Source organism: Nitratireductor sp. L15S-10 (genome assembly GCF_045011005.1).
GTDB lineage: Bacteria > Pseudomonadota > Alphaproteobacteria > Rhizobiales > Rhizobiaceae > Nitratireductor.
This window is the reverse complement of record NZ_CP120674.1, coordinates 3249877-3262126: the sequence shown is the minus strand read 5'-3', so window position 1 is coordinate 3262126 and position 12250 is coordinate 3249877. Positions and strand designations below refer to the sequence as shown.

The 12250-nt window shown below is 63.0% G+C and carries 9 protein-coding genes; 1 reads left to right on the top strand and 8 read right to left on the bottom strand.

Features of this window, described 5'->3' with window-relative positions:
- Positions 1-4: 4 nt before the first annotated feature.
- The 7 genes from P2W41_RS15655 to P2W41_RS15625 form a co-directional block, all read right to left on the bottom strand.
- Entirely contained in the window at positions 5-268 is a 264-nt protein-coding gene (locus P2W41_RS15655) for a VirB3 family type IV secretion system protein (RefSeq protein ID WP_404933686.1), read from the bottom strand.
- Complete coding sequence (locus P2W41_RS15650) at positions 268-534, bottom strand: TrbC/VirB2 family protein (protein WP_404935000.1); 267 nt, start codon at positions 532-534, stop codon at positions 268-270. Before P2W41_RS15650 ends, P2W41_RS15655 begins: the two co-directional genes overlap by 1 nt.
- A gap of 65 nt (positions 535-599) precedes the next feature.
- Positions 600-1610, bottom strand: coding sequence for a P-type conjugative transfer ATPase TrbB (trbB, locus tag P2W41_RS15645; RefSeq protein WP_404933685.1), 1011 nt, complete (start codon positions 1608-1610; stop codon positions 600-602).
- 189 nt (positions 1611-1799) lie between these two features.
- Positions 1800-2690: a LysR family transcriptional regulator gene (locus tag P2W41_RS15640; RefSeq protein ID WP_404933684.1), complete on the bottom strand. Its 891-nt coding sequence runs from the start codon at positions 2688-2690 to the stop codon at positions 1800-1802.
- A gap of 215 nt (positions 2691-2905) precedes the next feature.
- Positions 2906-4894: a heme lyase CcmF/NrfE family subunit gene (locus P2W41_RS15635; RefSeq protein WP_404934999.1), complete on the bottom strand. Its 1989-nt coding sequence runs from the start codon at positions 4892-4894 to the stop codon at positions 2906-2908.
- Between the two features lie 263 nt (positions 4895-5157).
- Positions 5158-6486 carry an APC family permease gene (locus P2W41_RS15630; protein ID WP_404933683.1) on the bottom strand — a complete coding sequence of 443 codons (1329 nt, stop codon included), beginning with the start codon at positions 6484-6486 and terminating at the stop codon, positions 5158-5160.
- A 427-nt stretch (positions 6487-6913) separates the two neighbouring features.
- Entirely contained in the window at positions 6914-8866 is a 1953-nt protein-coding gene (locus P2W41_RS15625; RefSeq protein WP_404933682.1) for a M23 family metallopeptidase, read from the bottom strand.
- Positions 8867-9209: 343 nt separating this feature from the next.
- Between P2W41_RS15625 and P2W41_RS15620 the strand changes: the two genes are divergently transcribed.
- Complete coding sequence (locus P2W41_RS15620) at positions 9210-9935, top strand: class I SAM-dependent methyltransferase (RefSeq protein ID WP_404934998.1); 726 nt, start codon at positions 9210-9212, stop codon at positions 9933-9935.
- Positions 9936-9995: 60 nt separating this feature from the next.
- On the opposite strand, the gene P2W41_RS15615 is transcribed toward P2W41_RS15620, so the two are convergent.
- Positions 9996-12248, bottom strand: a complete 2253-nt coding sequence (locus tag P2W41_RS15615; protein WP_404933681.1) for a caspase family protein — start codon at positions 12246-12248, stop codon at positions 9996-9998.
- Positions 12249-12250: the final 2 nt, after the last annotated feature.

Sequence of the window (12250 nt, the reverse complement as noted above, 5' to 3'; positions counted from 1 at the left end):
TCCTCTAGATTGCGAGATGGGTCGGGTAGCGGAGGTGCCGGCGCACCACGTCGACGAACTGCGCGTCGCGCTTCGCCGCCCAGACGGCGGCGAAGTGGCCGATGGCCCAGATGACCAGACCCGCGAGCCAGAGCCGCAGGCCGAGGCCGACCGCGCCGGCCAGCGTGCCGTTGAGAATGGCAACGGAGCGAGGCGCGCCGCCGAGCAGGATCGGCTCGGTCAGCGCCCGGTGGACCGGCGCGAAGAAGCCGCGAACGTCCTCATCCATCAGACGAGCGCCCCGCCGCCGAAGCTAAAGAAGCTGAGGAAGAAGGAGCTGGCCGCGAAGGCGATCGACAGGCCGAAGACGATCTGGATCAGCTTGCGGAATCCGCCGCCCGTATCGCCGAATGCGAGCGTCAGGCCGGTGACGATGATGATGATGACGGCGACGATCTTGGCGACCGGACCCTCGATGGATTCGAGGATCTGCTGAAGCGGCTCCTCCCACGGCATCGAGGAGCCGGCGGCGTGGGCCGGCAACGCCATGAGCATGGTGACGGACGCGAACGCCACGCCATCGAGCAGGCGGAGGCGGACGTGGTGAAGAACTGGCAAGGTCATGCGGGGTCTCCTTGTGTGGCGGTGGGGAATTCGAGCGTTGCGTTGAGGGTGCGGTAGTCGCCGGTGGCGGGATCGAGCCCTTCGACAAGGGCGATCTCGGCGAGGCGGCGGGCCGAGCCGCGGCCGGAAAGCACGGCGATCACGTCGATCGTGTCGGCGATTAGGGCGCGCGGGACCGTGACCACGGCCTCCTGCACGAGCTGCTCCAGCCGGCGCAGCGCGCCGATCGCGGTGTTTGCGTGGATCGTCCCGATGCCGCCCGGATGGCCAGTGCCCCATGCTTTCAGGAGATCGAGGGCCTCGCTGCCGCGCACCTCACCGACCGGGATGCGGTCTGGCCGAAGCCGCAGCGACGACTTCACGAGATCGGACAAAGAGGCGACGCCATCCTTGGTGCGTAGCGCAACGAGGTTGGGCGCGGCGCATTGCAGCTCGCGCGTGTCCTCGATCAGCACCACGCGGTCGTCGGTCTTGGCGACTTCGGCCAGCAGCGCGTTTGTGAGCGTGGTCTTGCCGGTCGAGGTGCCGCCGGCGACCAGCACGTTCTTGCGCCCCTCGACAGCGAGCCGCAGCACCTCGGCCTGGGTGTCGGTCATGATGCCGGCCGCCACGTAGTCTGAGAGGGTGAACACGGCGACGGCAGGCTTGCGGATCGCGAAGGCCGGCGCGGTGGCAACGGGAGGAAGCAATCCCTCGAACCGTTCGCCCGTCTCCGGCAGCTCGGCCGAGACGCGGGGGCTGCCGGGATGGACCTCGGCGCCGACATGGTGAGCGACCAGGCGGATGATGCGCTCGCCATCGGCGGGGATCAGCACATCGCCGGTGGCGACAAGGCCCTCACGCAGCCGGTCGACCCAGATGCGGCCGTCCGGGTTCAGCATTACCTCGACAATGGAAGCGTCCTCAAGGTAGGCGGCGATGGCCGGGCCGAGCGCTGTGCGCAGCATGCGCGCCCCGCGCGAGATACCCGCGTTCCGACCTTCGTTGTGATTGTGATGTGCCGGCATCTCGCCCCCGTTCCGGCCATCCGCTAGACGGTCGGATGGCGACGGGGACAATCAAGAAAGGCACAAATTGCGGGCCGGCAATCAGATTATTCGCGGTTTCGTAGGCGGTCGTAGGCCGTCGAAAAAATACTTGAATCTTGCGGCGGTAATTCCGGCGTCGCGACACAGGGAAGAGCCTGTCCGGCCGAATCACACTCTCGGCTTTATGGTGTCGAGGAAGGTCTTGAGCGCCGGGTTGGTGTTGTCCGGCTTCCAGCAGGCGATATAGCCGAGGCGTGTCGCGCCGTTGCCATCGTGGAGCGGCCGGAACACGACTCCGAGGCAGGAGAGGCCGACTGCGGATTCGCATTGCAGGGCGATACCCTGTCCGTCCGCGACTTCGCTGAGTAGGCTTTCGCGGCTGAGACGCCGGGTCACGATCTCCGGGTGGTCGGAAGGCGCGGCAAGGTGGCGGAGCAGCACGACGCGGATGTCCGGGCCGGGATCGTGGTGGGTGATGATGAAGCGCTCGCGCTTCAGCTCCGGCCAGTAGATCACTGGCTTTTCGGCCAGCAGATGGTCTTCGGGCAGGGCGACGACAAGCTGATCGGACCAAAGCGCAACGGATTCCAGAACCTCGCATTTGCCGGCGTCGCCTAGGATGATGGCGGTGTCGATTGCGCCGGACAGGACGCCGGCCGACAGTTCGACAAAAGGCGACTCAACCAGTTCGACCTCGATCTCGGGATGTTGCCGGCGAAAGTCGCGAAGTGCGGTGCGGAAGCCTCCGGTGGAAAGTGACTTGTAGAATCCAACGACGACGCGACCGGCTTTGCCGGCCGCGCTCGCTTTCATTCGTTCACGGAGCCGCTCGACGTCTTCCAGTATACGGCGCGCGGCGACGATGAACTCTTCCCCGGCTGGGGTCAGCCGTGCTCCCGCCGTGGAACGGTCGAAAAGGGCGACTCCATCAAGGCTCTCCTCAAGCTCTCTAATACGTTTGCTGACGATGGGCTGGCGCACGTTCAATTCGAGTGCTGCTGCACTGAAACTACCATTGCTTGCGCTGGCGATGACGTATCGAAGATGCCGCAATTCCACCCGCTGGTTCTCCCGATATTTATTGCATGTTCGTCACTCAGTTATTCGACAAGCACAGCGCTAGAAGCCCGCATCGCTGACGACGGCCTCCTACTTCAAGAAGAACCTGAATCGCCGCGGTAAGAACGAGAACAGGGCAAGGGTGATTTTTTGAACGCGTCAACGGGCGAGTCGAGCCTTGGCGGGCCACGGTCCTCGATACACGAGGACGGTCCTCACTCCGCTGGCACATCCGATCTGACATGTACCGTCCGTTTCCTACTCGGCGCGCCGACCCGAAACCGACGATCGAAAAGCGATATTGCGCCACCAGCCATCATTGCAACACCGCCAAGCCAGAGCAGCAGCACCAGCGGCTTCCACCACACACGCACCACCACGCCGCCGTCGGGCGTGGGATCGCCCAGCGAAACGTAGAGCTGGCTGAAGCCGCGCGTGGCGATGCCTGCCTCCGTGGTCGGCATCTGGCGGGCCGTGTAAAGCCGTTTGGACGAGACGATCTCGCCGCGCTGGCGGCCCGCGCTGTCGAGATAGACGAAGCGGCCCTGCTCCTCGGTAAAATTCGGGCCGCGATGCGGCGCGATACCGTCGAAACGCAACGTATATCCGGCGATTGGCAGCGTGTCGCCGGGGCGCATTACGACGATCCGCTCAATCTCGAGCGAGGTAACAGCGGCAATGCCAAGCACCGTCACACCCAACCCGAAATGCGCCGCAGCGGTACCGAACACCGAGCGCGGAAGCCCCTTGAACCGCCGCCAAGCTACTGCCGCGCCCACGCTGCCGATGCCTGCCTTCAGCGCAAGATCGGTCAGCGCACCCAGCATTAGCCAGACTGCAAGTCCGATGCCGAAAGCGGCGAGCGCCCCTTTGCCTTCCACGAAGAAGTACACCACCAGCGCCGTCAGCAGTGCGGTGCCGAAGGCGGCGTACAGGCGCTGGGCGACGGCGTAGAGATCGCCGCGCTTCCAGGCGAGCAGCGGCCCGAATGGCACGGCCAGTAACAGCGGGATCATGAGTGGAATGAAGGTGAGGTTGAAGAAGGGCGCACCGACCGAGATCTTGTCGCCCGTCACGGCCTCGACCATCAGCGGATAGAGCGTGCCGATCAGCACAGTGGCGGCAGCCGTGGTCAGGAACAGGTTGTTCAACACCAGCGCGCCCTCGCGAGAGACGGGATGGAACAGCCCGCCCTGGGTCAGCGCCGAGGCGCGCGCGGCGAACAGCGCCAGCGAGCCGCCGATGAACAGGATGAGGATGATCAGGATGAACAGGCCGCGCGCCGGATCGGTGGCGAAGGCGTGCACGGAGGTCAAGACGCCCGAGCGCACTAGGAAGGTGCCGAGCAGCGACAGCGAGAAGGTCAGGATTGCGAGCAGCAGCGTCCAGATCTTCAGCGCCGAGCGCTTCTCCATGACGATCGCGGAATGCAGCAGCGCGGTGCCCGAAAGCCAGGGCAGAAAAGAGGCGTTCTCGACCGGGTCCCAGAACCACCAGCCGCCCCAGCCCAGCTCGTAATAGGCCCAGTAGGAGCCCATGGCGATACCGCCGGTCAGGAACAACCAGGCAACGAGCGTCCACGGCCGTACCCAGCGCGCCCAGGCGGCATCGATCCGGCCCTCGATCAGCGCCGCCACCGCGAAGGAGAAACACACCGAGAAGCCGACATAGCCGAGATAGAGCAACGGCGGATGGATGGCGAGGCCGATGTCCTGAAGGATCGGATTCAGGTCGCGGCCCTCGATCGGCGCGGGATTGATCCGGGCGAACGGGTTCGATGTGGCGAGAATGAACAGGAGGAAGGCGGCGCCCACCAGCCCCTGCACAGCCAGCACATTCGTGCGCAGGCTGGCCGGAAGATTGTCGCTGAACCAGGCAACAAGCGCGCCGAAGAAGGCCAGGATCAGGACCCAGAGCAGCATGGAGCCCTCGTGGTTTCCCCAAACTCCTGTGACCTTGAACAGCATTGGCTTTAGCGAATGCGAATTCTCCCAGACATTTTGAACCGAGAAGTCGGAAGTCACATAAGCTGTCGTCAGTGCAGCGAACGACAGCGCGACGAAGCCGAAAACCGCCACCGAAGCCGGCTTGGCAACCGCCATTAGGCGATCGTCGCTAAGTCGCGTGCCGAGCCACGGGACGAAGAACTGGACCGTGGCCAGCACACATGCCAGCACGAGCGCGAAATGTCCCAACTCAACAATCATGGCGATGTCCCGAGCAGCCTCTGAGGGGCGATACGGTTGGAGATCGCGCGCGCAAGCCGTCTCGCCGCAACGGGGCTAACCGTACGTATGATTACCGGGTACGCGAAAGCCGACTCCCTTCTCCGATCAAGAAAAAATGCCCGGGACTGGCGCAGCAAACCGATGCCGCCGCCCCGACCAAGCCCATTATGCAACCTCTAGCAGGATGAGGTGCAAGAGCCCGACCACGTTGCCAAGTTCCCGGAACCGGCCCCGGCGCTCTAGCGTTCACCGCCACTCGCCCGCGTTGTCGCGCCTGCCCGCCGTCGGATAAACACGTATGGCACCGCGCCAAGTACGAACACGCCGGCGAACGTCAGATAGACGGCCCAATCGTATTGAGTGGCCAGCAAGAGTGAGGTCACCACTCCCAGGACCGCAGTCGGCGGCACGTTTGCGATCGATGGCAGCCGGAAAGGCCGCTCGAGGTCAGGCTGTGTAAACCTCAGGACGATCACGGCCGTATTGATCGCGGCGAAGACAAGTGTCACTCCCAGCGAGGACAGGCTTGCGACAAACGCGATTTCCCCGACGGCCACGAAGGCGCAGGCGATCACGAGATAGATAAGCGCGGCGATCCACGGGCTTCGACTGAAGCGCAAGGTTCTGGATAATGAACTCGGAAGATCGCCGTCGCGGGCCATGCCGAAAAGGAGCCTGCTCCCCGACAGCGAGGAACTGACGACGGCGTTCGCGGTAGCTATGAGGGCAGCCGCGATGATGATCATGCCGAAAGAGCCGCCCAGTTGCTCGGCCGCATCGGCGAGCGGAGATTGAGAACCTGCAAGACTGTCAGCACTCATCAGGCTCAGGACGCCGAAAATCACGGCCATGTAGACCACAGTGGTGATGCCCAGCGCGATCATGAAGGCGCGCCACAAATCGCGGTCTGGTCGCTTTGCCTCCTCTGAGAGGGAAGCCATGTGCTCGTAACCGGAATAGATGAAGAATAGGATAGCCGCACCCTGAAGGATGCCGGCGGGATTGTCGGGCCAGACCGAGACGTCCTGGAAGCTCCTGCTGCCGGATGGTATAGCGAACAATACAAAGCCCACGAGACAGGAGACCTGGAGCACGGTCAGGGCCGCGCTGACGAAAGCCGCCTTGCCGATCCCGGCAATATTGATCACCGTGGCGACGCCCATCAGCGCAATGGCAACGACGACGGGCGCGAACGGAAGAAGTGTCTGCGCGTAATTGCCGAAAGTGAGTGCCACCGTTGCCAGGGTGGCGGCGCCATGAACGGCGATGAACAGCCCGATCATGAACGCCAGAACCGGAAACGAAGGAAACGTCTTACGCAGGAAGTTGTGTTCCGCACCCGCACCTGGAAGCGCCGAGGCGATTTCAGCGTAGGACAGGCCCGAAAATGCCGATATCACTGCGGCGAGCAGGAAACTCAGCCATATGCCGTCGCCCGCGGCGCCGGCTGCGGGCGCAATGACAGAATAGATCCCCGCGCCGATGATCGTACCGACGCCATAGAGCGACAGCCTTACGACACCAAGCGACTTGGCCAGCGCCGGATGCTCGTTTCTGCTGCCCGTCATCTTTCCTAGCGTCCATGTCTCGATTGGATATCGCGCCGTTCATTCCCTCCCAACGAAACGGTCAGCAGATGTCTAGAACCTCACCCAGCTAGAGGTTCAACCGAAAACGACAGGCGCCGATGGATCGGGTTGCCTAAAGACATCGCGTGTGGATCGTGGTGACGATGGCGCTTCAGTGGCGATTTTTCGACAACGCCTTCTTCCACCGTTCCACCCGGGTAGTGTTCGCGGAACGCTCACCTAGAGCCCTCGCCGGTGCGGCCCTCGCAACTCCGGCGAGACGCTTCTCATGGATCGTCGGTGGAGGGCGAGCGAGCTAGGTGAAGATCACGCTAGCCCTCGCGGTCGGAACGATGGACGCCGCCGTGGTGATCGGAGCGATATCCACTCCAGCTCCCTACAACGCTTTTTGCAACGCCTTCGGCCGCTAGACAGGCGCACGTAGGGTAGTCGTTGAGCGCGCTTGCTCCAGAAGCAGCGCTCCATCGATGCGCGCTCGCTCGGCCAGGAAGGCCTGCAACTCATCTCCTGTCAGCGTTCGCTCGGCCGGCAAACGGACTCGCATCGGATCCACCTTCGTGCCATTGACGATCAGTTCGTAGTGAAGGTGGTTGCCAGTCGAAAGGCCCGTTGAGCCTACGTAGCCGATAATCTGGCCTTGCCGGACCCGCGCGCCCGGGACCACTCCATCTGCAATCCTGCTCTGGTGATTGAACGTGGTCTGATAGCCGTTTGCGTGGCTGATAATGGTCTGACGGCCATAGCCGCCACTCCAGCCCGCCTGTTCGACGACGCCGTCGCCGGAAGCGATTATCGGCGTGCCTCGGGGGGCCGCCCAATCGACTCCGGTATGAGCGCGGGCGTAGCCGAGTATCGGGTGGCGTCGATTGCCGAAGCCAGATGTGAATCTCCCGTTCGGAATCGGATTGCGGAGGAGAAACTGTCGCGCACTGCGGCCACCCTCGTCGAAATAGCCGATGGTGCCGTCCTCCATCTGGAAGCGATAGAATGCACGATCGGCACCGCCCACGCTGGCCCGCACGAACAGGAGTTCGGAGTCTTGCGTGGCGTTGTCCTCACCATCAGGCTGGGAGAAGAAGACCTCGATACGGTCGGCTTGATCGAGACCCGATTGAAGATCGACATCCGCGGCGAGCAATCGAACCAGCTGCCGGGTCATCGAACGCGTTAGCCCGTGAGAGAAAGCGGCTCGGTAAATTCCATCATAGAGGGATGGTGGATCGTCGCGGTTGTACATCGAGGGCGGGTGAGTGGTGTCGAACGCCGCCTGCACCGCGGGACTGGGCTCCGGCTCGCTTCCTGGCACATACTGCAGCTTGTCGTTGAGCCCGACCGTGGACACATGCCGGTCTGTATCGTAAACGCTCGCTCGCACGATGCGGCTTTCCCCGCGACGCGCCTCGATACCGAGTCTGAGAACACTGCCGGCCCTCAGCACCGGCGTCCCCAGCATAGTGGAAAGCGCCGTCGCCATTCCATCTGCATCAGCGCTCGCATAGCCTGCCCGCTGCAGCGCTTCACTAATCTCGCCTTCGGCATGAAAGGGGATGACGTCCTCGGCATAGTCGATGATGGGATCGTCCATTTTCCCCCGGTTAGCCACCGATGCATTCTCCGCCACAATCCTAATGCCGGTAGGCCCATCCGTGCCACTTGTGGGCTGCAAATCGCCGAAACGCTCTGGGTCGACGAAATGGAGAGCTGCCACCCGCACATCGCCATCTGTGAGGATTGCGCCAAGATTCCGTACCACGAACTCAACCTCATCGGCCGACAGTGCATTGCTCGGGTCGAAGGACTCGGTATCAAGGGGAAAATCGATCGTCCGTAGACGGACTATGTTTTCGATGCTGGCACCATAGAGAATGCCTGTGCTCGAGGCGAACTGACTTGCCCCTTCCTCGGCGAAAATTTCGAGGCCGTCGAAGGCAGGGTATGCGCGGCTGGTCGCGTGGCCGGCGGCAAGTGACATTCGGGCCTGCACAAACGGCACTGTGCGCAACACATCGCGGTCGCCCGACCGGGTCATTGTCGCTAGTTCCATTCGCCTGCGGTCGGTCAAGCTGGCCAGATTGCGCGGCGGCACAAGTCGGCCCGCCTTGACGCTGACCTGCCCGTCAACAGGTCCTTCGATTGCAGCGAGGTTAAGGGTCTCAGGGGGCGTGGCCAGTACTTCGCGACCGTCAAGGGCTGCGAACAACGCCGCGCCCATCAGCACACTTGAGGTGACGCCGGTCAGAAATGTTCCCGATAGCCAACGGATCGACACTTCACGCCGGTCCGGTGGCTTCGTTCGGCCGCCGACAACCAACGGCGGTTCGTTCCCCAACGCAGCAAGAGTGTCGTCGACAGACGGCATTTGTTGTAGCTGCTATCCCTCAGGCTTTCATAAATGTCTCTCATAGCGTGAAGACCATCAGCGTCAACACGCGTATCGCCCTTGCTACGAGGAACTCCTCCACGCCGCAAAAAACGTAACCTGTCCTGGAACGCCCCCGCGGAGTTGCGCCAACGGCCTCGTTCGCAGCTTGATCCGATCGGACTATGGAGAGAATTGGGCTCGAATATGACCTGGCCGGCTAGGAGGTTCCAGCCCGTGCTTCACGGATCTATTCCTCATTGGCCATGACCGTCGGGTGTGGTGAACACCTGATTGCGATGCAGAAGGTCTTAAAGATCCGCGAAGCGAGGGCTTGAACCTCATGCTGCTAGAGGTGGGAACATCAGCCACCTATCCAGCTGAGCGGATGATTCGCAGGGAAACCTCGAACACCTTCCTGGCTGCGAGGGGCTCCACTCGGCAGCGAGAGATTGAAACAATGCCCCAATCGGCCGACACGCTAACGTTCCTGCGTGCATGGCTCACCAACCCCTTGCGCGTCGGTGCTGCCATCCCCTCGAGCCAGCACCTCGCTGCATTGATCACCAGGCATGTTCACCCGGGGATTGGGCCGGTGATCGAACTCGGGCCTGGCACCGGGGTGTTCACGGAGGCGTTGATCCGCCGAGGCGTGCGGCAGGACGATCTAACCTTGGTTGAGCTGGGCGACGAATTTGGTGACATGCTTGCGCAGCGCTACCCCCAGGCGACGATCGTGCGCGCCGACGCTGCGCGTCTATCAACGAGAAATCTCCCCCAGCCAAAGCTGCATGGAGCGGCCATCAGCGGACTGCCGCTGCTGACAATGCCGGCTTCCAAAGTGCTGCGGATCCTTGCCGGGGCATTTTCGCTGCTGGAACCGAAAGCAGGCTTTTTCCAGTTCACCTATGGATGGAGAAACCCTGTTCCTGAAAGCGTCCTGCGACGTCTTGATCTGAAGGTTGAGATGGTCGGAACGGAGTTCCGCAACTTTCCGCCCGCTTCTGTCTATCGGATCGGTCGTCAAGCGATCCCCAGCCTGGCAGGTACGGCCGATCTGCCAAGTTGACGATTTAGACAATGCCCAGCTGCCCTTCGGCCCCCGTCACGGGGCACCGCCTGGCGAAGATCACCCACGGGGTAGCGTTTCCATCGGGAAGATCATGACCGAGCCTTTCGATCGCGAACTGTCGCCAATTCTCGCAGCTCCACGCGTTGCCGGGGCTCCGGCCACATCACGCAGCAGGTCTCCGAATCCGGCCGTGCCAGCACCGGCGGCGCGGGATTGCTGACGCACTCCGACCTGCTCGAGGAAGCTGAGATCCTCCACCGGCGTCTGCGGGGCGGCTTCCGACAAGACGACCACCATGCGCTCGATGCCGAAGCTGGATGAGGTGAACTCCAGAAGGGGAACGGTGATCTCGTCTCCGCTGTGCAGGCGCTCGGCATACATGTGGCCGATCGAATAGTCGCTGCCGATGTAAAGGACGTTGATGTCGATCGGTCGTGAGGTTCCGTTGCGCGTCTCGAGATGCACCTGGTCGCCGGGATGCACGACAGGCACGACGCTGGGCGGCAAGGGCTCCGTGCCGCCCGTTTCCTGCCGTTTGATGGAGAAGCCGACGCTGAACTGATCCGGGCTAAAGTCCGAGGTCGCGGAAAGACGGGACAGGCTGGTTGCCCGGAACATGGTTACGAGGTTCTCAGCGAGCTTGCCGGCGATCTCGTCGGCGGTCGCGCCGGCGAGGGATAGCGAGGGCGCGCGCCGTCCGTCATCCAGCGACAGCTCCGCCGAAGGAGGCAATAGCCATACGCGCGGTTCGGCGGCGAGCGCGGCGCGTCCGGCTTCCGGCCCGTCCGCCTGAGCTGCAACGAGCCTGGCGACCTCCTGCTCGCTCATCACGGCCAGCTTCACGTCCGCGTCGTCCCTCGCACCGACAAAACGCAGGTTCACAGGTACCTGTTCATCGCCGGCGATTCTGTCGAGAGCGGCATTCAGAAGAGCTACCTCCTCCGAATAATTTACAGCCTCGTCCTGCGGGCGTGCTACCACCAGCTCGAAACCGATCGAAACCTCGGTCAGGCGCGCATAGGCGCCCGGCGGGATGTCGGCGACTGCGATCACGGGAAGCCCCTCATGGGCAACCGGCACCGCGCGACTGGTCAGGTTCCTGGTGGCGGTTACCTCCAGATAGCCCAGCGTCTGATCGAGCGTGGCGCCCGGCGACGACAGAATAGCCAGCTTCGCGCCCGGCGACACTCGGTGAAGCATTCCGGCCGGTATTTCGAGCGCATTCCCATCGACCCTGATCGCCCATTGCGCGATGCGATCGGCATTGCTCATACCGAACACAGGCCTGTCGAGATCTCCCTCGAAGAGCGGAGTCGGCCGCGTACGGTTGTTTCCGGAATAGGCCTGAAGGATCGCCTGGCCGAGTTGGCGATAGGTGACGGCCGGGTTCTCGGCCAACATGCTGTAGAGCGTGAAGGTGAAGAGCCCCAGCCTCGTAGCGTCCGCAGCGCCGCGCGGCAGCGGCATCTCGGGCGTCGTCTCCGTGGTCTGCGAGGCGAAAAATGCAACCATGCCGCCGGGGGAGCTCGATTCCGCACCTGTCGGTTTCGTCGAGATCAGCCCTAGCGCGTTCTGGCGCGGGGCGGGCTCCCCCGTTCCGCGCGTCGCTTCGCCCAGCGCGGCCGCCTCGGCCATTACCGCATCCGGTATCCCGAGATCGGCAGGAAGAACCCTGCGTTCCACCTCTTCGCCATCGGTCAGCCCGACGGCGCGCGTCATCGTGCCCGAATTGCAGCAGTCGAACACCACCCAGACGAAGGCTCCCTTGTCGCGGATCGCCTGCAGGTGATCGCGGACCTCCTTGTCGATCAGCGCGTTGGGCACGCCCTTGGTTCGATCCGTCCATTGCCCGGTATCGCGGGGAAGAAAAATCTCGTCCAGGCCGTCCGGCTCGACAGTGGGGTCCATCGCCGGCTGCTGCGTGCCGTGACCCGAAAAATGAAGATAGACGAAGTCGCCGCCTCTGACCTTGTTCACAAGCTCGTCGAGCGTTCTTCGGATCGCATCGCGGCTCGGCGAGATCGCGTTCTCGAGCCCGTCCGCAAGGAGGATAACGTTCTCCGGCGCGAACGTGACAGGCGCGGAGCCCATCAGATACTCGTAGACCAGTTGCGCGTCGTTGTTGGGACCGACCAGCTTGGCGCTGGGCGGAAGGTGCGGATACTCGGTCACAGCCACCAGGACAGCGTGGTTGGTGCGGTCGCCATCTGCCGGTTGCGTCCAGCCATGTTCCACAGAAAACAGAGCGCCGCCTGCTGCCAGCGCGCTCGCGCCCAACAGCACATTGCGTCGGTTGATCCAATCAGACATCA

What these genes read in the sequence shown, in the direction of transcription:
- trbB (WP_404933685.1), bottom strand. Translation starts at nt 1,610, where the DNA reads ATGCCGGCACATCACAATCACAACGAAGGTCGGAACGCGGGTATCTCG.
- P2W41_RS15650 (WP_404935000.1), bottom strand. Translation starts at nt 534, where the DNA reads ATGCTCATGGCGTTGCCGGCCCACGCCGCCGGCTCCTCGATGCCGTGG.
- P2W41_RS15615 (WP_404933681.1), bottom strand. Translation starts at nt 12,248, where the DNA reads ATGTCTGATTGGATCAACCGACGCAATGTGCTGTTGGGCGCGAGCGCG.
- P2W41_RS15625 (WP_404933682.1), bottom strand. Translation starts at nt 8,866, where the DNA reads ATGCCGTCTGTCGACGACACTCTTGCTGCGTTGGGGAACGAACCGCCG.
- P2W41_RS15630 (WP_404933683.1), bottom strand. Translation starts at nt 6,486, where the DNA reads ATGACGGGCAGCAGAAACGAGCATCCGGCGCTGGCCAAGTCGCTTGGT.
- P2W41_RS15620 (WP_404934998.1), top strand. Translation starts at nt 9,210, where the DNA reads ATGCTGCTAGAGGTGGGAACATCAGCCACCTATCCAGCTGAGCGGATG.
- P2W41_RS15655 (WP_404933686.1), bottom strand. Translation starts at nt 268, where the DNA reads ATGGATGAGGACGTTCGCGGCTTCTTCGCGCCGGTCCACCGGGCGCTG.